The sequence below is a fragment of the Sphingobacterium sp. UBA3549 genome, from assembly GCF_002376635.1.
Taxonomy (GTDB): domain Bacteria; phylum Bacteroidota; class Bacteroidia; order Sphingobacteriales; family Sphingobacteriaceae; genus Sphingobacterium.
In genome coordinates this window covers 20,633-46,297 of the sequence record NZ_DFOE01000018.1, presented here as the reverse complement: position 1 = coordinate 46,297, position 25,665 = coordinate 20,633, and the positions used below count along the sequence as shown (strand labels likewise).

Sequence of the window (25,665 nt, the reverse complement as noted above, 5' to 3'; positions counted from 1 at the left end):
TTTCAGCTTACCAACGGTACTGCATTCTAGCCGTAAATACATCATCTTTAAGATCTGCTGAAAAGTTTGGCAAACTTGTCGCTTCATTGGTGACATGTTCATTATAGACCGTAAACTTAAGTCTATTGCTAAATTGATAAGCGAGTCCATAGCCAACTGTACTAAACTTGACATCACCATCAGCCGTAAAATTACCGGCCATGCCAATCGTCGAACCACTTGCTTTGGTATTTGGGTCATATACATCGTATGCAACCATTGCAGTAAATCCGGTACGACCGATTTCCTGTGTTAACCAAAGATAGTAACCGTTGAATTTACGTTGATAAAGGTCGGTTGTCGGTTGCGTTGTAAAACTTCTACTGGCATAAGGACCTTTAATATCTACACCACCTGCAACGCCGGGCTGATCTCCAGCAACATATTCTGTTTTAAAACTAGACTTACCAAAGCTGTTATCAAGCTCGATCTGTAAGTTTGCGCCATAATAATTTCTACCGATGGCTTTACCCTCATTTTCTTCGCTAGTATGTGCACTATACCCATTATTATTAGCCGTGTAGTAGGTTTTGGTATCGTTACGGACAGATCCCTTATAAAACGAACCACCGAATCCGAGATGGACTTTTTTATCCGCAAGACTATCGAATTTAAAAGCTAGATTACCGATCAGATCTTTTTTTGAATCATAATCTTTAGCGGAATGGCCGCTGCCATTAACCAATGCTAAATCGAGGTTTAGAAATTTAGCTTTACCTCCCGGATGGTAGCTAACCATCCCCCCTAGATCACGTTCTCGAGGCATCAGCGTTTGAAATACCCGTGCTCTTTCAGGGAAATCCCGATATCCTGAAGAATATACGATGGAGTATCCAAATGGTCTATTAAAAAGACCAGCAGTCAAACTCAGCCCTTTCTGGCTAGGGTGTCGTAACTGGATAAATGCATCCATTAGCTGTACTCCATCCTGGGTTGCATCCAACTGGAAGACAATACTGGAGTAAGTGTCTACACGGTCAATTTTAAGACGCCCCCTGCGTATCATAAATCTATTGTCCGAATTCTTTGAAAAATCACCTCCCGAAAAAGAAGTTATTCCGGGGGACTGCGCCTTTTGAAACTGTGTCTGAAGGTATCCCGTAATTTTGATATCATGTGGGTCATAGCTGGAAGGCGCATTATTATTTTGCGCAATCGCTACGACAGGGCCTATCAGTGCTAAGAGTAAAACTACTTTTTTCATGAGATTTCGAATAAATTTTCTTTTTCGATTGAGATGCTATATAAGGAGAATCGATTTTCCTTCTTCTACATGATCATCATTTCAATGGCGTAAAAATAGATTCCCAATATTAAGTTAATATTAATAAATTGTTAGTCTATTAATTTATATACATAAAATTAATGATTTGGTAATAAACGACTAGTTATAAAAGTCATGGGACTGAATATTTTCCACGTCATACGTACTATCTTCAAAATAAAATGGCCGATACAAGTTGTATCGGCCATTTTATCGTAATGATTAGCAGCTAAAATTATTCTAATCCCTTATTGTAATCACTTTCGCGAAGTGGAATAGACCACGTCCATTTGTTTTTATCTTGAGGATTGATGGTAACCGCCAATGATGTCAAGAAATTACCGCCATTTGCAAACGCATTGCGAACAATAGGATCTCCCCATCGCTTCATATCAAACCAGTCAAATCCTTCACCCCAAAGTTCAATCGCACGATACAGTTTAATTTCCTTTAGTAATGCAACACCGGTTTTTGTACAGTTGTAATTAGCATCTCTGCCAGATGTAGCATTTAAAGCGTTCAAAGTTGATTGAATCTCGGAAGCTGGTTTATTTTGGAAATATTTTGCTTCAGCTTCTATTAGATACATCTCAGCAGCTCTAAAATGATTTAGATTTCCTACTCCAATTAAAATCAGAAGTCCTTGCCCATTTACAATGACAAGGACTTCCTGTTTTGCCTCTATGTTGCTAAAGTATTATTAACTAATCCTTTATTTCAATACTAATTATAACCGGGGTTATTTGGCAATAATTTAGGATTAGTATTAATAGCTGATTGAGGAATTGGATAAAGCTCATCGTTAATCGTCCGCTTTTTAGCCTCAAGGAAAACAGCAGCCATAGATTTTGATGGATTAGATGGTGATGGAGTTCTCTTCATATCCGTCCACCTCAAATTCTCAAAAGCAAATTCAACACGACGTTCTTTAATTATATCATTCAACGTTATAGCAGATAAATTCCCCAAACCTCTATTTTTCCTTACAATATTTAAATTTTCAAGCGCATTAGAAGGTAACGTAGTCAAATCACATTCTGCGATAATCAAATACATTTCAGATAATCTAAGAATATAATATGGATGCGCACCATTTCCCGAAGGATCCTGATATTTTTTTGAATACCACCCAGGATTAGCCAAAGGTGCTTTAATTTCCTGAACTGAAGCTGCTTTACGCTGATCTCCTGTCTCATATGCCGCAATCAAACTCTCGTCAACTGGTAGTTCAGCACGCCCACCACCCGGCATGGATGGATGTTGGAGAAAATAATCTAAAGAATTATCGCCTTCAGTAGCAGTATTAGCAATCTTGAATATATGCTCACGGGATTCATATGGAGTTGTAAACATATTGGCATAATTGCTTTCAATTGCAAATTTACCAGAATTTATTACTTCCAACGCATATTGTTTCGCGAGCGCTTTTTCACCTTTAATCAAATATACCCTTGCTAATAAGGCCTTTGCTGCCTCCGTCGATACTTTATTACTATTGTCAAATGGAGCAGGATTTTCGATGCTCAATTTCAAATCACTAATAATCTGTGCGTAAACTTCATCTGCAGAATTTCGTGGTAATTCAACAATATCCCTATTTGGAACAATCGGAACAGCACCGAAAAGTGTAACCAATCGGTAATATCCGTAAGCTCTAAAAAAATAAGCACTTCCTAAAAGTCTTTTCTTCGTCGCATCGTCCATTGAAGTTGCAGAATTAACAATTGCGATTAAATCATTAGCTCTTTGAATGGCAACATACGGAAAATTGAAATATCTTGACACGAGAACATTGTCAACTAATATAGCGTTATTATCAATTTCTCCATGTTGAAAAAAAGTAGCTCTATATTTCAAATTGTCAGCGGATAAATCTTCAGTTACATAACTTAGGTATGCATACCCTGAATTTATATTTCCGATTTGAAATGCATCGTATATTCCATTTAAAAGTTTATCACCCTCAGCTCCACCTACTAATTCCGGTGCAACTGAATCTCGTGTCAATAATTCCAACTTACTATCACACGAGGCAACAAGTCCAGCAATTAAGACAAGTCCTATTGTTTTAAATATTTTATTTTTCATTGTTAATTCTCTTTTAAAGTCCCAAATTTACACCCAACATAAAAGTCTTAAATTGAGGGATAGCACTTTGATCCACCCCTAAATTTGAAACTGTCAACTCTGAACTTACTTCTGGATCAAATCCAGTATACTTAGTAAATGTTAAAAGATTATATGCTGTAGCATAAACCCTTACATTGCTAAATTTCGCTTTTTGAGCGATCGATTTTGGAAGGTTATAGCCTAATGTAATAGTTTTCAAACGAAGGTATGATCCATCTTCTAGGTATCTCGAGGACCGTTGTGTATTATATGTTCCTCTTGTTCCTCCAACCGCACGAGGATATTTTGCGTTCTTGTTATCTGGAGTCCAACGTTCATCATAATATTCTTTAAACATATTAGTCGCTGGAGCGGTTGCCGTTACCACCCCTCCCATGCTTCCATATCCACCGGTGCCTTCAGCACCTAAATTATAAAGATCATTTCCATAGCTATATTGAAAGAATATATTTAAATCAAAGCTCTTATAAGATAAGTTATTTGTTATCCCACCATAAAATTTAGGCAGGGGATTTCCTAAAAATTGTCTATCTGCAGAAGTAATAGTTCCAGAGCCATCAATATCCTCATATTTCATATCTCCTGTTTCAGGATCTACTCCTAAGGATTTGATTAAAAAGAAAGATCCTAAAGGTTGCCCAACTGCATGTCGAACGACAAATCCCTGATCAATTGGCTGATCATTATATAACTTCGTAACCTCATTTTTATATGTGGAAAGATTTAATGATGTTGACCAATTAAAGTCACTGCCCACAAAGTTTCTTGAAGTGATTTGGAAATCAAAACCAGATCCTTTAATATTTCCGATATTTTCTAATATTGTTGTAAATCCGGTTGTTGAAGGAATTGGTCTATTTAACAATAGATCTTTCGTCTTTTTATTATAATAATCTGCAGAAAGTTCTAATCTATTATTAAATAATCCTAAATCAACACCAATATCAATTTGATCAGTGGATTCCCATTTCAAATTAGGACTACCAATAGCAGACAATGCAAAACCTGGAGTATCGAAATAATTGAAGCCCCCGCCAATAGTTCTGCGATAGGCAAAATTCGCAATACCCTCTTGATTACCTGTTGAACCATAAGAAGCTCTCACTTTCAACAAACTTATAGCATCAACCTCTTTCAAGAAATTCTCTTGAGAAACAACCCATCCTGCCGAAACTGAAGGAAAGTATCCAAACCTTCCTGATTTAGGAAACTTAGAAGAACCATCTCTTCTTATTGATGCAGAGAATAAATATTTTCCTTCCCAACCTAGATTTACACGAGCTAAAGATGAAGCCATAGCATATTCAGTAAAATTAGCAGTTCCACCGGTAATTGACGCTGCGGAAGTTATATAAGGAGTTAAATCAGATGGAAAATTAGACCCATCAACTCTATTATTTTCTCGTTGATTTTTTTGATATTCATAAACAGCAATCGCATTCAAATCTAAACGGTTATTGTAAAAAGATTTATCGTACGATAATGTTTGCGTAGCCAATACATTTCTTGTCTGAACATATCCAGAATTAGCAGATCCGCTACTTCCTGCTCCTGATAATGAAGTTATAGGATTATATAATCGCTGATCTAAATAAGAGAAATCTATACCTAATGCTGTTTTAAATTTTAATCCAGATACGATATCAAACTCTAAATAAGACGAATTGAAAACATTCGACAAATTCACTAAGTTTTGAGACTGAAACATATGGACGGGGTTATTATAACTATTAGTCGCAAATGTTCCATCTGGATTATAAATAGGCTGGTCTGGTCTAGCAACCAAGGCACGTGGAAAAGGTGAAAAAATACTATTATCTACTGGTGTTTCATCTCTTTCTGTGCGCGAAAGCGCCGTATTAGAACCAAACTTTATAAAATCATTTATTTGATGAGTTAAATTTGCGCGAAGTGCATATCTTTTAAATCCTCCACGAAGCAACGCGCCATCTTGATCTAAATAGTTAAATGACGTATAAAACTGGGTTTTTTCATTTGCCCCAGAAGTAAGAGATACTTGTGCAGAATTAATCCTTGAGTTTTTAGCAAGGATCTCGTCCAACCAATTGACATTGTTTTCAGGATTCGCAACTTGGTCGTTTGTAAAAACCTGAGCAAGACCAGCGTTTACAGCTGCCTCATTATACAGTGTGCGATATTCTGTAGAATTAAGCAATTCCTTTTTCTTGGTTAACGATTGCCATCCTGTATATGCGGAAGCTGCAATAAGCGATTTTCCTCCTTTACTTCCACTTTTTGTCGTAATGATTACGACCCCATTAGACCCCCTAGATCCATAAATTGCAGCCGCTGCTGCGTCTTTTAGAACCTCAACAGAGGTAATGTCGTCAGGATTCAAATTTGCTAATGGCGAAATTCCAGCTCCAACATCATTAGGTGTAAAAGAGTTATTTGAAGGCATAATCACACCGTCTACAACATACAATGGATTATTCCCCGCATTGATAGAAGATCTACCACGTATCTGGACTGCTATAGGAGCTCCAGGACGACCACCACCTGATGATACCTGAACACCCGCCGATTTCCCTTGTAAAGCTTGTTGGATATTGGCAACAGGCATTTCCTTTAGATCATTTGCTCCAACAGTGGATATAGAAGTTGTCAAGTTTCTTCGAAGTTGAGTACCATACCCTACAACCACTACCTCTTGTAATGCATTATCCGTATTATCCAATGTTACATTGAAAGCTGATTGTCCTTCTTTAACAATCAAGGTTTTGTCAGCAAATCCTACCGAACGAAATACCATAACTTTTCCTGTTGGTACAGATAGCGAATAGTTACCATTCGTATCTGTTTGCGTGGCGACGTTAGATCCTTGAACAGCAATCGTCACTCCAGCCAATGGCTTACCATCTGCTCCAGTTACTCGACCGCTTACTTTTTTCGGATCAAGTTGAAAGTTTGGGGGGAATGTTAAAAATTTCTTAGTTTAGCGTTTTTAATACGTATATCTCTTGGAAGAAGCCGAACGTAAATTACTGTCTCTATTGATGCCCGAAGGGCTTTTGGAATACTTTCAGATTTTAGCAGTCGATCAAGTCGACAATCAGCTCCACATTTATTTAGATGAGCTTAATATTGCACCGACAGGCTATGAGAACAGCAAGTTGGAGTCAAAGGACTTCATTCCTTCCACTGAGATTTCAGACTTTCCCATTCGGGGCCAGAAAGTTACGCTACATATTCGGCGTCGGCGATGGACAGTGTTAGATACCGGAGAGATCATCACAAGAAATTGGAACCTAGTAGGTGAGGGTGCTCGAATGACTACGGAATTCGGGCTTTTTTTAAAGAAGATATTTGGATAACCACCCTGTAAGTGCCCAACTGGTAGGATTATTTTTCCAGATGGACGGTAAGCAGCTACAGGATCAATACAAGAACCATCTCAGTGATTTCCATGACTGGAACCAGAAGGCGCATGCCGAGAGCTGGACATTGTTTGCAGAAAACATCTCCGAACAGTTAAGCATTGATGAGACCAGCTTTAGTAACGGTGAACTTTACACGATCATAAGCAGTAAGTCGGCTAAAGGCCGAAAAGGGACTATTCTGGCAACTATCAAGGGAACAAAGGCCGAAGATATTATCAGTGTTCTTGAACGGATTCCCCTGCGCTCCAGGAATAAGGTAAAAGAAGTGACCATGGATATGGCGCCAAACATGGCTACGGCAATCCGTAGATGTTTCAGGAATGCCAGACGTGTAGTGGATCGCTTCCATGTCCAAAAGCTTGTATATGATGCCGTGCAGGAACTCCGTATCAAATACCGATGGGAAGTTCTGGATGCAGAAAGCAAGAAAATAATGGAATTGCGAAAACGGGGTATCCCATATGAGCCCGAGTTGTTGGCTAATGGTGATACGCTCAAACAGCTATTAGCTAGATCGAGATACCTGCTGTTCCAGCATCCAATCCGATGGTCAGAAAGCCAAAAACGCCGTGCAGAACTGCTGTTTATCAGGTTTCCCAAGTTAAAACAGGCTTATGATCTTGGAATTGCCTTGGGTGATATCTTCAATAAATGCAGGGATAAAAAAGTTGCTTTCACAAAGTTAGGATTGTGGCACAACCAAGTTGAGAACGCGGGTATTGCTTCATTCGCGAGTGTCGCAAGATCCATTGCAGCGCATCATCAATACATTCTCCACTACTTCGACAATAGAAGCACCAATGCATCCGCAGAGTCCTTTAATGCAAAACTTAAAGCTTTCAGGAGCGTATTCCGCGGCGTAAGAGACACCACATTTTTCCTATACAGGGTAATGAAATTGTATGCTTAAAAATGATTACCCCCCAAACTTTCGGTATGATCCCTTTTTTCTCTTGCGCAAACGCAACAGAAGTAAGAATCATACTACCCACGAAAAAACTGAGTAATTTGTGTTTCATATGTTTTGTTTAATTAAGTATGTTTATTTCAATTCCTGGCAATAAAAAAACTTTGGCTAGCAAATTTCACTTTTCAATAATTACTTTTAGCTAATAGTTAGTGATCCATTTTCAATCGAGCTTTGTTAGCTGTTAAAAAATGTTAAGTACAAATTTATAACAATTTTCACATTTTGCAAGGCTAACATAGCTTTCTAACCACATTTATATAAAAAAAATACAAGAATCAACTGACAATTAACATATTACCTTCATAAAAATCAAACGTAACAAACTATGATTATACTCAGCATAATGAATCATACTATAAATGAGTAAATGAATAGAAAGATTTTACTCGTACGTCTTCAATCTTGCACAAGATATCTCTTATATGTTTTAGAAAAAGATCGAAAACAAACGATCGCGTTATAATATATTAAAATAAAAAATGTTTTCAACGTGCAGTTCCCAAAAGGTTATACACAGCCTTTTTTATGAATAAGAAAACGAAGTACAGTTTTGATTTTAAGTTGAAATATGTTAAACAGATAGATGAGCATTATCGCTTTGCAAAATCTCTGGCAGAGAATCAGGAATTACTTATTACCCACTAGATATCTGGTATAGGATATATAAGCATCAGCGATCTTCAGAACTTTTCCGAAAAATGAATATCCTCCCTATGAACTACAGGCGAGTTGTTTTCTTGAAGTTTTGCGGATAAAGGTATCTGATCTTTTTATGGCTTATTGATTCGATACTAAGTAAATTATGCCTTAACCACGGAAAAGGAGTTACTGCATGCTTTTGCAGATAGCTAAGAAAAATATACCATTGCCGTACTCCCAGCAGCTTGATGGCTGTTGACGAACAGCCAGTTCTTGCGGCCTAGGGCTATGGGTCTGATAGCGTCTCTGCGAGACTGTTTTCTATGTATAGGTTTCATCGTATATATATGCCGAAAGCGCATCACAACGGGCATAGGCATAGGCCATAGCTTTCTGATCTGATTTCTAGGGAGGGTGTTTTCTAATACTTCGAATAGCCCTTTACCCATATCGTTGATAACCGGCAGGGACCCTTCCAGTCGGAGCTCCTTTGATATTATTAGAGATAACTTTTCTTCTTTAGCTTTTCGTTCAACTTTATAAAGATTCTGTATCATCAGTAAAGCCTTTTTGGCTCTTTGCTGGTCATTGTTTAGGAATTTCTCAAACTCATAGCGCACGTATACCCAGCCGGCCAGATGGGTGACATCTTTCTTTTTACCCAAGTTATCATCGTATGCCGCATAGCTATCGGTCTGTAGATACCCTTTAAAACTATCGAGCATTAATTTAAGTACATGGCCAGCACGGGAAAGGGTGTAATCGAACAGCAACGTTTTATCAAAAGCCGAATTGTAGAACCAAAAGTACCAATGATGGGCTGCTCCTTTTTTATCGCTGTCCAGTACTTTTATTGGGTTGAGTAGGTAGGTTGATTTCACCCCGAACCGCTCACAGCACCGTGCGTGACAGTCTATCGCCACACGGCGGTTCCAGATCAGCTGTTAATTTTACCTATTACGCTCTGGCGAGTGACCAATGAATGAATAGATTCGGATTCTGGAGGTAGATTTCTTCAGCCAACGATATATCTTCCTCTTCCCAGCTTTTTACGCCTCATAACCCATCTTACTAGCTTAAGGTTTATCCGTACCAAAGTCCATTGCCCGTCCATCTTAAATACACAAAGTAGAAATTAATCCAAACTCTTTCCATTAAGTTCAGACCTTGGGCAATGTCTTTTATCTCATCCATAAAACTTCTATTCACTATGCACTTCACTTTCTCGAACGAATTTCTTAGCATCCTGACTCATACATGGAAAATATGTAAACTTCCAGCCGGTTTTAGTTGGCCTACCCCACTGTCAAAATGTATGACCGAGGAAAGTGAACGCAACGGACGCTGGATTTATCTCTCTGTGAACCGAGTTTTTCCAATATACAATTTTTGTCATCTCGCTGTTGAGTTTAAGTTTGCTTTCCCTCATCCGCTGGATTACGCATGTTTGATAAATACAGCCTGATTTCAAATGGTACAAGGGACGATGGCATCCATCGCCGCACCTTTCAAAAGACATATTGTTTTGATACTTTTCCATCCATTTGTCTAAAACTGCTAATTATCACTAAAGCACCTCCATATGTTCCCACTAAGATGCCACTACCTTAAATTTTTAAATAGCTTTAACTTGTCAGAGTATTTAAGTCCGACATTATGTATAAAGTGGCAATGTATAATACTATAAAAACACTCCTATCTCACGGAAAGTCTATATTAGAAATAGCCTCGGAACTTGGGATGTGACGTAAGACTGTTTCCCGGATACGAAAAGCCCTTGAAGTTGGCCTAGAAGAACCTTTGCCTTAGGTAAGATCAAAATTAGCCACTTTGGCCCAGAACTTGAAATGAGAAACCGGCATGCCCTGGAAAAAAAGATCAGCTACTTTGGTTTTCTGGAGCTGCTAATCGAAGATGAAACAGTAAAAAGACAGTCCAATGATTATCGCTTCAGCAAATAATATTCCAAATTAAATAGAATGAGCCCAATAAATACCAGGCTCATTCTTACAAACCTAATAAATAGATTTGCGCAATATTTTGGATTTTATTCAATAAATTATTTCCTAAATTGATTTTTAATCATCATTTGCCAATCCAGTATAACGATATCCAGTAATTCGATAGCGATCGAAACCATTGCCGGCAGGGTCATCATCATCAAACTTAATTTCAAAAACTACACTATCGGCTTTCATACCACTAGGTGTCGTAGCAGCAGCCTTTAAAATTTTACCGTTTGTAACTGTAAATTTTGAATCATAGCTTACGTTTTGGACATCTTCTCCAGAAAAAGTTAATGCATTTACATCTCCATTTATTATTCCTTTAAAATCCCAAAAATTGCCTCTATCCTCTATCCAAATCTTGGACGCATCGTTACTTTCAGTATTATAAGTTGCTAACATAAAATGCCCTAAACCGTAAACATCTTTTTCAAATAAAGAACCATCGGCTTTCAATGCATCAGCAGTTACATACCACTCACCAGCAAGCTTCTGTGTGGCTGTACCTTCAACTTCATCTTTCTTACACGATTGGAATGTGAGAAAACAAAATCCTATTATATAAAATATCTTTTTCATACTATTATTTCAAAATTATGTTAAAGTTAAATCCAGCATACACAGCTGTAAAACTGATGGTTTTCGTAGCCGGATCAAATTTAGCATTTTCCAATGCTGATAAGCTATCTCCCCATCCTGCAACAAAGCTTTCTATGAGAGTTAGTGTATTGTCACTGTTCAATTTAAACTTACCGAGTGCAGCATACTTTATACCATATCCAGCTCTTTTATCATAATACCCTCCTAAAAAGTCAGTAATCGTAAAAATCCCAGGCGCGGTTTGATAAACAGCAATCGTGTAACCATTAAATACAACAGATCCATTCCTATTGCTACCGGCCTGAACAATATATCCTTTTGATGGCATAACACTAGCTGCAGGATCATAAACATACACGTCTCTAGTTACTTCTGCCTTATAACCTTCGGCATTTGCAATGGAGTAATTAACCGCGTAAGGCCCAACTTTATTAGGATTAATTGTTGATTTAACTACGACCTTTTCTGAGACATCATTTCCATCAATTGTAGCGATATACCCAGGTTCACTAAATGTGCCTCCTAATGGTAAAGTTACGCGACTTCCTCCCTCAATGCTCAACAAAGGAAAGCTTGTCACATGCGTATATCCTTCTGTTGTCTCCTTTTTACAAGCTTGCAATAAAAACAAAGCCAACATAAAAGGAATAATATTATATATAAATCTTTTCATTATTTTTTATTTAAAAATTTATTACTAGACCTTACTTTGCCCAAAATACTGGCTCGGAATCTGATTTAACAGCAGGTGCATTGGAATTTGAATTTGTCGAACTTTGAGCATAACGCAAACGTTGCAAAACCTTTCCCGCGCCCAATTCAGTATTATATTTTATCGGAGTATATAAAGTTCCAGGAACAAATAATTCAGGTTTAAACACATCTGTTTCCTCGTTATATATATTTTCCCCAGTAACGGATCCAAAAGCTGGGTATTTTAGACGGCGTAATTCACACCAAGCCTCAAAGTTATTTGTCCCACTGAGCGCAATCCATTTTTGAATCCCGATGAGTTTCTCAAACTTTGCATTATCATAAGCATAATCTCCTTCATAAATATCTGCTGCATCTGCAGCACTAAGGCCTGCAGATAGGAATGATTGCGTTATAGCATTTTCATAATGCGTTTTTGCTTGTCCAGCGGAGCCATATCTCGCGTAATATTCTGCTAAGAAAAACTCTATTTCGGATTTAGTAATTAAATAGACTGGTGAATTATAACTCATATTTGGTCTACTAAAATAACTTGCAGTATATACATTGGAAAGCGAAAAATTAGTACCAGAAACACCTCCATTATAAAGTCCACTGCCATTTTTCATAAAAAATTTAGACAATCGAGCATCTTCAACATCTTCCATTGTACCTGACAATGCCAAATTTAATATGACATTTTGTTGATTCGATCCGAAGTAAGCCGCAAATTCTTCTTGGTAAAAAGGATTTGCCTTACCAGTTTCATCAGCCCACATATTTGCATAAGAGACGTCTGATAATGGAAACATATTTTCAGTTATAAGTGTCGTAAGCTCATTTTTAACATCTTGAACCTTACTGATGCGCATCAAAAACTTTAACTTCAACGCATTAGCAAATCTAACCCAATCAGCTGGATCTGGATCTTGATTCCCAACTTTCGGATATAAGAAAGTCGGGATGACAGGTTTATCAAGTTCTACCTTAGACAAAGCCTCATCTAGCTCAGCTAAAATACCAGCATATATATCTTTTCCATCATCATATTTAGGTGATAGGATATCATCCTTAAGTGCTTCCGAATATGGAGTTTCTCCATAAGCGTCTACTAAGGCTTGGATTGAAAACACGCGTAGTGTAGTTGCAATTAAATAGGTATTCCAATCACCATCTGCTTTAGCCTTTTCAAGTACTGTATTAGCATTTTTTAATACCCGTGTATTTAACTGAGTGTAAGTACCAGCGGACCTCGTTTGAGACGCGATGAATTGCGAATAATCAACGTAATTACTTGTCCCAAATGTTTGGCTGTAATGCTCGGCATAATATCCGCCAATGATCCTAAAATAATTCCCATAACTAGCAGCAAGATTCATCTCAATTCCTGGGACAATTAGTGTGTTGGAAACATTCTCTTCCGTGGGCGAATTTGGACTTTCATTAATATCCAAAAACTTCTTACATGAAGTAACCCCTATGCTTAATGCCAATAAAGGCAATATTATCCTTTTCATATTCATATTAATCATTAAAATTTAAGACTTACGTTAAATCCATAAATTCGAGTTGCCGGATTAATGTACAATTCTCCAAACTGTCCAGACAGATCGCTACCTATTGATGATCCTTCAGGATCGATGAACTTATTGCTCTTTGGTGTCCATACGAATGGGTTATTTACAAATGCTGTAACTGCCACATCGCTTAATTTTGCTGAACTTACCCAAGATTTTGGCAATACATATGATAAAGAAATATTCCTTATTTTTCTAAACGATCGATCTAATAAATAATATTGTCCCCCTTCTTTCGCGCCGTAGTTGTTAAAGTAATTTTGGTAACTACTATTTGAAAGATAAATAGGCGTCGTGTTATCTTGATATCTCACAAAATTTCCGTTTTTGTCCAGCACGCGTTGTGCAGAATTAGGAATGATAAAAGGATTACGATCATTGTACATGGTTTCGATACCATTCCCCGTGAATTGCATCAAATTTTTTGTCCGAGAAAACATATACCCCCCTTGACGTATATCCAAAGTAGCACCTAATGTAAAGCCGTATGCACTAAAAGAAGTTGTCGCTCCGCCTGTCCACTTTGGCTGAATATTTAATCCCGTGCTCATAATATCTTTTGTTAATACAGGTTGGCCATACTCATCATCTACAATTAACTTACCATAATATGGGCTACTAGCATCTTCAACATACGTGGGTAAATATGTGTAGAAAGTCCCTAACGGCTTACCCACTTCCGCATACATGCTCACATTGTCATTTCCTGCTGAAAAATTATAGATCTGAAATTTATCTCCGATGCGCTCATCCAAAGAGATAACTTTATTCCTATTAATTGTAAGATTTAAGTTTAAATCCCATCTAAATTTTTCGGTTTTGATTGGCGTTGTTGAAAGCAAGAGTTCTATACCTCTATTTCTTACCTCTCCAACATTTGTGACCATTGTTGCAAAGCCACTTGCTGGATCTACTGATAGAGGAAATATTTGATCTGTAGTTCTTCTATTATAAAATACAGCATCTAGACCAATACGATTGTTTAAGAATTTCAAATCAAGACCGGCTTCGAACTCCGTTGTCATTTCTGGAGACAATTGATCACTGCCTTTTTGCGTACTTAAAAGGAATGAGTTAGTCCCATTTAATGGAAATTTGGCAATATCCGATCCGTAGTAACCGTTGGCAAATCCCTGAATATAGCGCGCAGTCGTTTGATAAACTCCAGCATCATTACCTGTGCGCCCGTAAGCTAATCTTGCTTTACCGAACGATAATATATTATTTTTAGGCAAGTTATTCGTAAATAACCAGCTCAATGTTGCTCCCGGATAGAAATAATTATTTTTATTAATTGGTAACGTCGAAGACCAATCGTTACGGGCAGTTAAATTCAAAAACACAGTTTCATCATAGCCCAAGGTTACATCTCCAAAAAGACCAACCAATCTTCGTTTTGTTTGCACTTCACTCAATTCAGATCTTACAGAACCATTACTTAAATCCCAAAAACCGGTATATACTGATAACCCATCTGTTTGACCTTGCATATAAGTAGAATATCTTTCATTAATATTCATACCTAAAAGCGCCGTAAGCGATAACTTATCAAATTTATTATCATAGGTAGCCAAAAAATCGTGGTTAAGTTCGTATGAACTTCCATAACGCGAAAAGACATTCCCTGCTTGATTCATTGCGGATGGCGGATAACCTTTATTATCAGTGATTAATTTATCATCTAACTTTATCTCTGGCACTCCAATTTTTTGATCATAATTCAAATGATCAAATCCGAAACGATATGTCAGAGTCAACTCTTTTATAGGATTAATATCCGCTTGAATTTTTCCATTAAATTGCTTTGAATTCAACTGATTGTAGTTGTTTGCCAGTGCCCAATATGGATTTGTTATCCCGTAAGGAGTAAAGTAAGCCTCAGGCGTATTAAATGGACTAGATAAATCTTTTTTGTCTATAATCGATATATCTCTTGGTAATTCCAATAGTCCGTCTATTACAGAAGTTCCTTGATATGTACCAACTACATTCGTTTTATTAGTTGTAAAATTAAGGTTGGAAGATACTTTTAACCAATCAGTACCTTGATATGTACTTCGGTATGCTAATGTATTTCGTTTGTAAGAATCCGCATCCGTTGGCATTATTCCATCGTCCTTGGTATTTGAGTAGGAAAGGTAATAAGTAAGTTTATTATCCTCAGATGCACCGTTAAATGCAATACTATTATTAAATGACTTGCCAATATCTAAGAAGTCCTTAACATTATTTTTTCGGGCAGAATATTCATGATATAATTGTTTATTATCCCATACCGGTCCGAACAATTGTTGTGAACCATCTAGTCGAGGTCCCCAAGATCCATTTTCAATATAAGTTTGTTGACCATTCCAACCTTGTCCAAATTCATTTTGCATGATTGGAAAAACGGACATTTCCCTAAATTGCATACCACCATTATAGGATAGGGAAAAATTTCGACCATTCCCTTTTTTTCCTGACTTTGTTGTAATAACAACGACGCCATTGGACGCACGAGAGCCGTACAACGCGGTAGCAGCCGCCCCTTTAAGAACGGTCATTGATTCAATATCATCAGAAGAAATGCTGGATATACCACCTGCCGCAATTGTAGTACCATCAGTTTGAAAATTGCTTGTTTGCAATGGAACTCCATCAACAACATAAAGAGCTTGGTTAGACCCATTGATAGAACTAAAGCCACGGATCACCACCGAAGAAACCGCTCCTGGAGATGCACCGGTTGAATTAACTTGAACCCCCGCGACTTTACCAGCTAAAGCATTAGCAACATTTGTATTCCGAGACGCCGCTAATTCTGCGCCACCAATTTTTGTAGCCGAATAACCTAATGATTTTTCTGAGCGAGTAATCCCCATAGCTGTGACAACCACCTCATCAAGGGCATTGTCGGCGTTATCTAACGTTACGTTAAAAGACGATTGTCCTTCTTTAACGATTAGCGTTTTATCTGCAAAGCCTACAGAGCGAAATACGATAACTTTTCCATTAGGTGCTGATAATGAATAATTACCATTTGCATCTGTCTGGGTAGCAGTATTTGATCCTTGGACAATGATTGTTACACCCGCCAATGGTTTGCCATCAACTCCTGTAACATGACCACTGACCTTTCTCTCCTGTGCAAATGCCACAGAAGTCAGAATCATACTACCCACGAATAAACTGAGTAATTTGTGTTTCATATGTTTATGTTTATTAAAAAATGTTTATTCTTGATAGTATATTTTGGTTAGAAATGTACTTTTCAATAATTTATATATGCATTATAGTTAGTAACGGTTTTTCGTTGAATTGCTTCCATATGTTAAAAAACGTTAAATACAAAATTATAACTTTTTTTAACATTTGCAATGCAAGCATAATTTATTGATAACAATTAATTCACAAACAAAATTAAAGTACTGAATAGTAGTACTTTAATTTTAAAAATTTAACATACTTAAGTAACATTGTTACATTATTAAGGAAAACTATTTACATCAAACCTTATCTGTTTATGTAAAATAATATAGCAACTTTCCAATTTCACTGTGAAATGGCTTCCCCTATTATCTTTACGGTAAAAACTTCTTGCCCCCTATCCTCTACCTCGCCACATAGACACTCGTATTACATGCCTGGTGAATCTTTTCCCTTAAACTTCAAAATCAGCCATAAACATTTATCCCAGTGCAACTACAAAAATATCGCACTCCATAAAGAGACGAATAGTATAATAAGTCAACTCAAAACCCTCAGCGAAAATTTATCTCTCTCCTCGGCCCTGTTCCATTACTTAGCTATCATTCTGCTTAAAAAAAAACGTATAAGGAGTAAACCTAGTCACGCGCTATAGTCAACCTTGTGTGATCGTTGTTTCAACCTGTAGTCGATCTTGGGTTAAGATATAATCAACCAATACACCACTAATAGGTGACCAACTCCTACCTATCTCCCACCTTTGCTCGAATTTTCTTCGGGCAGGCTTCGAATCTCCCTCGGGTCAAATTCGAAGAACAGCCGAGGAAAATGCGAGTCCAGTTCTATAAAAGGTAGGAGTTAATAGGGAATTGGTGGAGAAAAAGTCGCCGGAAGGTGGTACCTCTATCTCAAAGTCAGGTGGTCTTTGACAGCACTTTAAAATTTCTTTGGCACATGTTTGAGACATGTTTGCCTCCCTTCGAATGGGCCTTGACAGGGCTTGCGAGTATACTTTTACTGGTAGCCGAAACCCTATCGAATAACTGTGGAACCATTTCCGAAGAGGGGGCGAGCTGCATTTTACACAAAGATATGGGGCTACCTTCGGCTACGCAGCTGTACTTATTTGACATATCAAACTATCGTTTAAAGCGTGATCGCCTTGAACAGAAATTTGCCACAACCATCTGCAGCAAAATTTCTTTCAAACACTGATTGAAGAATGTGTCAATCACACTACAAAGCTATTGGAATAGTATAACTCACAGCCACAGGCTCTCCTTGCAGTCTACCTGGCTTCCAAGGACCAACAGCCTGAATCGCTGTTGTAATCGCGCTACTGACCTTAATAGGAATATCCCGATCATATTTAAATTTACTGAGTCTACCATCTTTGTTGACAACAAATGTCACGTTAATAAGCCTAGACTTCAATTGAGTAATTAAATTGTCCGGTATATCGATCTGCCGATAAACGGCTTCCATAAACTACTTCAATTTAAGCGGAAGAATCGGTGCCGATTGCTTTGTCTCAGCATCGTATAAAACAACCTCTCCATTGGAACGAAATCTTTTTCCGCTCTGAAAAACACCACCTAAATACTGTTCTTCATAACGGCTCCCCATATTCCAACCTTCCCATTTACCCTCTTTTTCATTATCTTTTAGCTCACCTTCGAAATAGGTACCATCGTCATAATCCATTCGAAGGAATCCGTTCCCGCGCTTCAAGAGATAATTTCCCAAAGAATCCATATACAACAAGTGATATGGTTTTGTCATTCTCGAACCCGTAAACGGATTTTGTGCAGTGTCAATATGCGTCACGAGCATTTTCAATTTTCCTGTCGGATAATAATAGTATGAAGAATCCGTAGGCACACCGTCTGCATCAAATTTCTCTAAGCTTTTCAACTGTCCATTTGGATAGTATACTGTCGACTCCCCGACATACTTCCACCCGAAAAACCCAACTGTGCTATCTTGGCTCTAAGCGAAGGATTTGATGGAATCAGTCTCCGTATAATAGCTAACAATATTAAACAATCTATTCAAATCATCTCCTACAGGAACAATATATTGATAGGAATAAGACGCTAGTTTTGTCTTAACAGGATTCCCTGATTTATCAAAGTAATTCACTATCGTATCGCTAATAAACACTTTCCCCCTTGCTTTCGAAGAAAATGTTTCTGTCATAGCTCCTATCAAAATAAGCACAATTAAAAACAAAGTCGATCTTTTCATAAAATATAGTAGCGTTAATAGGCGCAAAAATACATTTTTTCAAACAAACGCTTGCAAAACAAGAGCGGCAATTTCTTTCGAAATTGCCGCTCTTTAAGTATTATAGAATCTAAAAGACTACTTAACGTCCCACCAAACCGGTACTGTAATCGCTTTCGTACCAGGATAGTTCAAGTTAGTTGTTAATTCCGTATTCGGGTACAACAAACGCTGCGGCATTTCACCATTCGCCAAAATGGATGCTTTCGATTGAATCAAGAATGTAGGATATCCTGTTCTTCTGTATTCAGTCCATGCTTCAAAATTTTGGAAACCATTCATTGCGTAATATTTCTGCGTAATGATTGCTTCTAATTGTTTTGAAGCATCAGTTGGAAATTTACCAGCAGCAGCTAAATATTCCTTTAATCCTTCCGCACCTAAATAGTTGAATGACGCAGTAACACCTTCATTATACAGTGTAGCAACACTTCCTGTCCCCCATCCTTTCAAAGCAGCCTCAGCTTGCAAGAATTTACTTTCAGCAATAGAGAATAATTTTACAGGCGCGATTGCAGAAGCTGTATTTTTCGCATTTGCTCCAGTTACTGGTGAAGGAGCGGAGACTAATTTCGTGTTTTGTCCTCGGAAATCCCCCTGTTCTAAGTAAGCTACTGTATCTTGCAATGTTACATTATCAGCTTTTAACAGTCTGTTATACAATGCAAATGATCTTTTATCCTTATTTGCTGCAAATGCTTTAACAGCAGTTCCACTCGCAACAACATTTTGAACATATTTTAAACCAACCATTTCTGTATAGAAAGGATTTTGGTTTCCACCTGTTGTCGTAAATGTGATGGAAACATCCTCATTTAAAAATGTCGGATTTGTCGCATACAATGCTTTAATACCTGCTTGAGCAGTCGTATCATCTACGTTTGAAATACGTAAATAAGCCTTCAATTTCAAGGTATTTGCGAATGCAATCCAAGATGCCTTATCGCCTCCAAACAGCATATCTTGTTCTCCCGGTGTAGTACCAAGATTACCTTTCAATAACTCAACACCTTTATCAATACTTTCGAAAATACTGTTGTATACCTCTTTTTGTGTTTGATATTTTGGGCTTAAGTTCGTTGCTCCTTGCAGCGCTTCATCTAACGGAATATCTCCAAAAGCATCAGTCGCTACTTGCAATGTATATGCTTTCAACAAATACGCCATACCAATTGTATAGTTGTTTGCACCACGCTCCGAATTAATGATGATTTCAGCATTGTTGAGTGCACTTCTATAGATAGTTGACCAAATACGATCCGTTGCTGTATTTTTGAGGTTATACTGATCAATAGTTTGATACTGTGATGAGGATGGAGCCTGTGTCCAATACTGCGCCCACAAACCACCATATACTTGAAGCTGATTACCGACGATCTGGCTTAACGATGCTTCAACTGTCGGCAGCAAGAGATTTGGTTCTACTTTTTCTGGGTTATTTGGATTTTCATTAACATCCAAATATTTATTACAACTTGTAAATGCTACGGATCCAACCAATGCAGCAAAAACAAACTTTTTAATATTCTTGTTCATTTTATTATTCTTTATAGTTTAGAAGGATACCTTCACATTGACACCATAGTTACGCAAAGACGGCTGAGCGGTATAGTCAAAACCTTGTGCATTCCCAGCACCAGCCGAGTTTACTTCTGGATCTGCGTATTTATTTTCGCTTGGCGTCCAGATAAACAGGTTATTACCGAATACACCGACAGTTACATCACCAAAAGGCGTATTTTTTAGCATATCTTTTTTGAATTTATAAGAGATAGCCAAGTTGCGCAACTTCACATAAGAAGCATCTACCACATTCATACCCGCTTCCAAATATGGATAGTAATCCACTTTGTCATAAGTTGCTGTCGTATTTACAACAGAATTACCATTTGCATCTAAGTAAACAGAGTTAGGGAAGATTTGACCAAAACGCTCACCTCCTGTTTCTGCAGACGTACCTGTGAATGCCATGATATCTTTAGTACGTGAATAGAATACACCTCCATGCTTCATGTCAAATAACGTCGTTAATGACCAGCCTTTGTAATTTAAAGTCGTTCCTAATGAGGCTTGAAATTTAGGATTATAACTTCCCAAATACTTTGCTTCAGAAGTAGGTACTGGTAAACCTGTTTCTTGGTCAACGATAGTTCTACCTTGTGCATCAGTGGCATTTGTTACAGCATAAAATTCACCGTAAGGGCGTCCTTTAGCAGCAACGATAGACATACCTGAGAAACCACCTAAAGAAACTTGATCAATACCATCCATTAATTCAACAACTTTATTGTTGTTTTTAGTGAAAGTACCCATCAATTCCCAGCTAAAGTTTTCTGTTTTCACTGGTGTCCCACGCAATGCAAGTTCAACACCTGAGTTTTTAATTTTGCCGGCATTAACAACATTGAATCCGTAACCTGTAGAATTTGCAATAGGAATTGCTAAGATTTGATTTTTCGAGTTGTTATTGTAGTAACTAAAATCAACCGTTAAACGATTTCTAAAGAAACCTAATTCTGCACCTACTTCAGCTGATGTAGTGATTTCCGGTTTCAACTCTGCATTTCCTAAAGTCGAACCTGACATGAATGCAGATACATTACCAAATGGGAAAGTTGTCGTTCCAAATCCACCATTGATCTCACCTCTAGAGAATGTTGTCAACAATTGATATGGATCTGTATCCGACCCAACTTTGGCATAGTTAGCACGCAATTTACCGTAAGAAAGAATTCTCTTCGCATCTTGGCTTAACAACTCAGAGAATACAAATGAACCACTCACACTTGGATAAAAGAATGAATTGTTTTTCTTCGGCAAGGTAGACGACCAGTCGTTACGTGCTGTCGCTTGTAAGTATAGGAAGTTTTTATACGACAAATTCAAATCCGCATAAAGTCCGACCAAACGACGTTTTGACCATGAGTCTTGGATTAGGTTTAATGGACCATTGGAGTTCGCTAAATTATAAAAACCGGGCTGTACCAAACCTCCACTTTCGTTGGTCGCTGTACTTAAATTTGTAACATTACGTTGACGAATGTTGTTACCCAACATTAATGATCCTTTAAAATCTTGATTAAAGTCATGGGTAGCAGTAACCATGAAATCGTGAATGATCTCTGTTACATTGTATTGATCGATACGATACTCACCATTGTCAATTAGATCGTTAGCTGTCGAATAATTACCTGAAGTTTTATCAATTGGTGTAAAATTATATTTTGGCGATTCAGAGCGTCTGCGGTCCGTATAATGATCTACCCCTACACGCTCTTTGAAATCCAACCATTCAAATGGCTTATAACCGACGTTAAAATTACCCATAATGCGATTGACATTATTGTAATTGTTGTAATTTGCCAATGTCCAATAGGGATTTCTTGAATATGCCCCGTAATAACCATACTCGTTACTATGGTTTAGACCATTTGCATCAACATAACCATAGCCATTATATGGGTTATTTAAATCTTTCAGATCAGCAACAGGAATATCACGGGGAGTTTGTAACAAGTTATTGTATACAGACGAATTTCCTTGTCCTCCGCCTACGTTGTTCGAGTTAATCTGACTATAGTTCGCTGAAATTCCTGCGTAAAATTTATTGGAGAATTCGGTCTGACCATTGAAACGAACACCATATTTATTGTAGTTATCTTTGCTTCCAGGATAAACACCGTTTGAGTTCAAAGAATTTAGGCCCAAATAGAAAGATGATTTTTCACTACCACCCGAGAATCCTAAATTATTGTCTGTTGCAAATCCAGTATTAAAAAAATCTTTAATATTGTTTTTTACAGCCGAATAGGGCTTTGTCTGTCTTACGCCATTAATAGCTTGGCCCCATTCTTGTGTTTTTCCTGTAAAAGGCGCTCCCCAAGACCAGTTTTCCTTTGGATCATTGACAAAAACCAGGTCTCCATTTTTAGTATAGCCAGAGTAACCTTGACCATATTCGTTCTGAAACTCAGGTAATTTTAAAATAGAAGAAAAGGTATTTGTTGTATTGAAGGTAATATCTGTTTTACCGCCGCCTCTTTTACCTGTTTTAGTGGTAATGATCAAAGCTCCATTGGATGCACGCGATCCATATAACGCTGCTGCAGCCGGACCTTTCAATATGGTCATTGATGCAATATCATCAGGGTTGATATCATTACCGCGGTTACCAAAATCTACACTTGATAAAGATGAACCACCACCGATTACACTGGAGTTGTCGATAGGAACACCGTCAACAACAATTAAGGCTTGGTTATTCCCTGAGATAGACGAACCGCCACGCAAAACGACACGAGATGAACTACCTGGAGAATTTGAGGTCGATGTAATATTCACACCTGCAACTTTACCAGCTAATGCATTGATAGCACTTGAATTTTGACCTGACCGCAATTCCTCGTTGTTCAAGGTCGGTGCTGAATAACCTAATGTTCTCTTTTCTCTTTTGATAGCATTGGCAGTTACCACCACCTCTTCAAGTGCATTGTCATGATTTTCCAAAGAAACATTGAACACCGTGTTGTTGTTATTCACAATAATGGTTTTATCGTCAAAACCAACGGAACGAAATACAACAACTTTACCTGCCGGTACATTCAATGAATAATTACCATTAGTGTCCGTCTGTGTAGCCTGATTAGTACCTTGTACAACTACTGTTACCCCTGGTATAGCTTTACCGTCAGCAGATGTAACACGACCACTAATCTTTTTTTCCTGAGCGAATGCGACCGAAGTCAGAATCATTCCGCCAACAAGAAAACTTAGTAATGTTTGTTTCATGTTTTAGTTAGTTAATTTTATTAATTTTTCTAATCCTATATATTGATATAAATTATATCCGTTAATACAACTGTCTAAACATAAATTGTGTAGACAATAAAACAGCAGCCTATTAAATAGACCATTGCAGTTCATTTTTTAACAGTTGAAAATATTATTGAAAAGCAGCCCTAGGTAGATGTAGGGCAATTCTTAGATAAATATCCAGCTGTAAATTTGCACTTTTCAGCATTTACAGTAAATAATAGTTAGTGCGATTTTTATTAGCGGTGTCAAATATAGAAAGCACAAGTTGTTTTTACAAGTTTTTTAACATAATCCCTCAAAATCAGTAAATACCGCAATAATTGGAAGTCAAATTTGCAAATTGTTACAAAAGAATCATTTTAGAATAAAAACTAATCAAAGCAACCTCAAACAGAATTTTATACGGAATCCAATATATTTAACAAAACATTAACAATGCCACAAGAAATCTTTGAGACATCATTCTTTTCATCGCGGCATCAAAAAGAGCATTAATTTATAATGATTCTAAACATATATCGGTAGAATGATAACCAAACTTTCATGACTTTATATCGATCCGCAACATGAAAGAGAACAAAAAATTTCGTCTGGTCGATAGCACTTTAAAATCAAAAAAAAGACGCTCTACCTTCTCAGGCTGAGCGTCTTTCATTTTGTATGAAATAAGTCCAGAGACGACTTATTTATTGATATTTAATCAATATACTCAAACTTAGTGTAAGGCACCAAAACTGCCGGAATCTTAATTCCTTTTTCAGTTTGATTATTCTCTAATATCGCAGCTACAATACGTGGCAAAGCCAATGCAGAACCATTTAGAGTATGTGCCAGCTGCATCTTGCCTTCCGAATTTTTAAAGCGCACTTTCAAACGATTCGCTTGGTAAGTTTCAAAATTGGAGACGGAAGAAACTTCCAACCAACGCTTCTGCGCAGAACTATACACTTCCATATCATAAGTCAATGCAGAAGTAAAACTCATATCTCCACCACATAAACGTAATACGCGGTAAGGCAACTCTAATTTCTGCAACAGTCCTTGTACATATAAACTCATCTCTTCCAGCACTTCATACGACCTTTCGGGATGTACAATCTGCACCGTCTCTACTTTGTCAAATTGATGCAAACGATTTAATCCACGTACATGTGCTCCGTAAGAACCCGCTTCCCGACGGAAACATGGTGTATAAGCGCAATGTTTTATTGGAAACTGGGCCTCTTTTACAATTTCGTCTCTATAAATATTAGTAACCGGAACTTCAGCTGTAGGGATCAAATAGAGATTGTCATTACCAACATAGTACATCTGCCCTTCTTTATCCGGCAATTGCCCCGTGGCAAATGCAGAATCTTCATTCACCAAAATTGGCACCTGAACTTCTTCGTATCCTTCTTCGGCAGCCTGATCCAAAAAGAAATTGATCAATGCACGCTGCAATTTAGCGCCTTTGCCTTTATAGATGGGAAAACCGGCTCCAGCAACTTTTACGCCAAGTTCTAAATCAACAATACCGTATTTGTTCAACAATTCCCAATGGGGCAATGCCTCCTCTGGCAACGCAGGAATTTCGCCATGGGTCAAAACAACTTCGTTATCGTCTGCACTTACACCGGCCGGAACGGATTGATGTGGTAAATTGGGCAATTGTACGATCTTCTCATTCAATTCTGCCTCAATTGTACCCAATTGATCTAAAAGTTGCTTTACTTGCTCTTTATATCCCGAGGATTTGGATTTGACGGTTTCAGCTTCTTCTTTTTTTCCTTGCCGCATCAGATCTCCAATCTGCTTCGCTGCCGCATTAGCCTCTGCCGAAAGTGCGTCTGATTCCGATTGGATCCTACGGCGTTCTTCATCTAAACTGATGATTTCGTCGACCAATCCAATTTCCTTGAAATGCTTGACAGCTAATCTTTCGATCACCGTATCCCTGTTCTCACGGATATAATTTAATTGCAACATAATATAAATGTGTTATTTAAAATAGTGAACAAACTTAGATAAATTTGCCTTTATTTACAAGCTATTTTATTCCCACAACACCATTAGAAAG

The 25,665-nt window shown here is 37.6% G+C and carries 17 protein-coding genes and 1 pseudogene; 3 read left to right on the top strand and 15 right to left on the bottom strand.

Annotation, left to right across the window (positions count from 1 at the left end):
• Positions 1-7 precede the first annotated feature (7 nt).
• From B2W36_RS10350 to B2W36_RS10335, 4 genes and pseudogenes are all read right to left on the bottom strand, one after another.
• Positions 8-1,243, bottom strand: a complete 1,236-nt coding sequence (locus B2W36_RS10350; protein WP_293887648.1) for a porin — start codon at positions 1,241-1,243, stop codon at positions 8-10.
• Between the two features lie 295 nt (positions 1,244-1,538).
• Entirely contained in the window at positions 1,539-1,931 is a 393-nt protein-coding gene (locus B2W36_RS10345; protein ID WP_293887751.1) for a RagB/SusD family nutrient uptake outer membrane protein, read from the bottom strand.
• Between the two features lie 95 nt (positions 1,932-2,026).
• Positions 2,027-3,391: a RagB/SusD family nutrient uptake outer membrane protein gene (locus tag B2W36_RS10340; protein ID WP_293887647.1), complete on the bottom strand. Its 1,365-nt coding sequence runs from the start codon at positions 3,389-3,391 to the stop codon at positions 2,027-2,029.
• Between the two features lie 13 nt (positions 3,392-3,404).
• Positions 3,405-6,332 (bottom strand): annotated as a pseudogene (locus B2W36_RS10335) (SusC/RagA family TonB-linked outer membrane protein); the annotation flags it as partial.
• Between the two features lie 82 nt (positions 6,333-6,414).
• Here B2W36_RS10335 and B2W36_RS10330 point away from each other — a divergent pair.
• Entirely contained in the window at positions 6,415-6,768 is a 354-nt protein-coding gene (locus tag B2W36_RS10330) for an ISAon1 family transposase N-terminal region protein (protein WP_293887646.1), read from the top strand.
• A complete protein-coding gene (locus B2W36_RS10325) occupies positions 6,761-7,744 on the top strand; it encodes an ISAon1 family transposase (RefSeq protein WP_293887645.1) in 984 nt (327 codons plus the stop codon). Before B2W36_RS10330 ends, B2W36_RS10325 begins: the two co-directional genes overlap by 8 nt.
• Positions 7,745-8,652: 908 nt before the next feature.
• Here B2W36_RS10325 and B2W36_RS10320 read toward each other — a convergent pair.
• The 5 genes from B2W36_RS10320 to B2W36_RS10300 all read right to left on the bottom strand — a co-directional run bounded on the left by B2W36_RS10320 (position 8,653) and on the right by B2W36_RS10300 (position 16,507).
• Positions 8,653-9,324: an IS66 family transposase gene (locus B2W36_RS10320; RefSeq protein WP_293887644.1), complete on the bottom strand. Its 672-nt coding sequence runs from the start codon at positions 9,322-9,324 to the stop codon at positions 8,653-8,655.
• A gap of 1,197 nt (positions 9,325-10,521) precedes the next feature.
• Positions 10,522-11,028, bottom strand: a complete 507-nt coding sequence (locus tag B2W36_RS10315; protein ID WP_293887643.1) for a lipid-binding protein — start codon at positions 11,026-11,028, stop codon at positions 10,522-10,524.
• A 4-nt stretch (positions 11,029-11,032) separates the two neighbouring features.
• Entirely contained in the window at positions 11,033-11,722 is a 690-nt protein-coding gene (locus tag B2W36_RS10310) for a BT_2262 family domain-containing protein (protein WP_293887642.1), read from the bottom strand.
• Positions 11,723-11,753: 31 nt separating this feature from the next.
• Positions 11,754-13,259 (bottom strand): SusD/RagB family nutrient-binding outer membrane lipoprotein, encoded by a 1,506-nt coding sequence (locus B2W36_RS10305; RefSeq protein ID WP_293887641.1) that lies wholly within the window; start codon positions 13,257-13,259, stop codon positions 11,754-11,756.
• A 14-nt stretch (positions 13,260-13,273) separates the two neighbouring features.
• Positions 13,274-16,507 (bottom strand): SusC/RagA family TonB-linked outer membrane protein, encoded by a 3,234-nt coding sequence (locus B2W36_RS10300; protein WP_293887640.1) that lies wholly within the window; start codon positions 16,505-16,507, stop codon positions 13,274-13,276.
• 952 nt (positions 16,508-17,459) lie between these two features.
• On the opposite strand from B2W36_RS10300, the gene B2W36_RS10295 reads away from it, so the two are divergent.
• Positions 17,460-17,720, top strand: coding sequence for a hypothetical protein (locus B2W36_RS10295; protein ID WP_293887639.1), 261 nt, complete (start codon positions 17,460-17,462; stop codon positions 17,718-17,720).
• Between the two features lie 21 nt (positions 17,721-17,741).
• Here B2W36_RS10295 and B2W36_RS10290 read toward each other — a convergent pair whose 3' ends face one another.
• The 6 genes from B2W36_RS10290 to serS form a co-directional block, all read right to left on the bottom strand.
• On the bottom strand, positions 17,742-17,990 hold the full coding sequence (locus tag B2W36_RS10290) for a hypothetical protein (RefSeq protein WP_293887638.1): 249 nt from the start codon (positions 17,988-17,990) through the stop codon (positions 17,742-17,744).
• Between the two features lie 3 nt (positions 17,991-17,993).
• Positions 17,994-18,419: a hypothetical protein gene (locus B2W36_RS10285; RefSeq protein WP_293887637.1), complete on the bottom strand. Its 426-nt coding sequence runs from the start codon at positions 18,417-18,419 to the stop codon at positions 17,994-17,996.
• Between the two features lie 75 nt (positions 18,420-18,494).
• Positions 18,495-18,704: a hypothetical protein gene (locus B2W36_RS10280; protein WP_293887636.1), complete on the bottom strand. Its 210-nt coding sequence runs from the start codon at positions 18,702-18,704 to the stop codon at positions 18,495-18,497.
• Between the two features lie 165 nt (positions 18,705-18,869).
• Positions 18,870-20,327: a SusD/RagB family nutrient-binding outer membrane lipoprotein gene (locus B2W36_RS10275; RefSeq protein ID WP_293887635.1), complete on the bottom strand. Its 1,458-nt coding sequence runs from the start codon at positions 20,325-20,327 to the stop codon at positions 18,870-18,872.
• Between the two features lie 18 nt (positions 20,328-20,345).
• Positions 20,346-23,579 carry a SusC/RagA family TonB-linked outer membrane protein gene (locus tag B2W36_RS10270; RefSeq protein WP_293887634.1) on the bottom strand — a complete coding sequence of 1,078 codons (3,234 nt, stop codon included), beginning with the start codon at positions 23,577-23,579 and terminating at the stop codon, positions 20,346-20,348.
• A gap of 723 nt (positions 23,580-24,302) precedes the next feature.
• Positions 24,303-25,574, bottom strand: a complete 1,272-nt coding sequence (gene serS / locus B2W36_RS10265) for a serine--tRNA ligase (protein ID WP_293887633.1) — start codon at positions 25,572-25,574, stop codon at positions 24,303-24,305.
• Between the last annotated feature and the right edge of the window lie 91 nt (positions 25,575-25,665).

Excerpts from the sequence above, each read along its gene's own strand:
- B2W36_RS10350 (WP_293887648.1), bottom strand. The coding sequence starts at position 1,243 with ATGAAAAAAGTAGTTTTACTCTTAGCACTGATAGGCCCTGTCGTAGCG.
- B2W36_RS10340 (WP_293887647.1), bottom strand. The coding sequence starts at position 3,391 with ATGAAAAATAAAATATTTAAAACAATAGGACTTGTCTTAATTGCTGGA.
- B2W36_RS10315 (WP_293887643.1), bottom strand. The coding sequence starts at position 11,028 with ATGAAAAAGATATTTTATATAATAGGATTTTGTTTTCTCACATTCCAA.
- B2W36_RS10310 (WP_293887642.1), bottom strand. The coding sequence starts at position 11,722 with ATGAAAAGATTTATATATAATATTATTCCTTTTATGTTGGCTTTGTTT.
- B2W36_RS10305 (WP_293887641.1), bottom strand. The coding sequence starts at position 13,259 with ATGAAAAGGATAATATTGCCTTTATTGGCATTAAGCATAGGGGTTACT.
- B2W36_RS10300 (WP_293887640.1), bottom strand. The coding sequence starts at position 16,507 with ATGAAACACAAATTACTCAGTTTATTCGTGGGTAGTATGATTCTGACT.
- B2W36_RS10295 (WP_293887639.1), top strand. The coding sequence starts at position 17,460 with ATGTTTGAGACATGTTTGCCTCCCTTCGAATGGGCCTTGACAGGGCTT.
- B2W36_RS10290 (WP_293887638.1), bottom strand. The coding sequence starts at position 17,990 with ATGGAAGCCGTTTATCGGCAGATCGATATACCGGACAATTTAATTACT.
- B2W36_RS10280 (WP_293887636.1), bottom strand. The coding sequence starts at position 18,704 with ATGACAGAAACATTTTCTTCGAAAGCAAGGGGGAAAGTGTTTATTAGC.
- B2W36_RS10275 (WP_293887635.1), bottom strand. The coding sequence starts at position 20,327 with ATGAACAAGAATATTAAAAAGTTTGTTTTTGCTGCATTGGTTGGATCC.
- B2W36_RS10270 (WP_293887634.1), bottom strand. The coding sequence starts at position 23,579 with ATGAAACAAACATTACTAAGTTTTCTTGTTGGCGGAATGATTCTGACT.
- serS (WP_293887633.1), bottom strand. The coding sequence starts at position 25,574 with ATGTTGCAATTAAATTATATCCGTGAGAACAGGGATACGGTGATCGAA.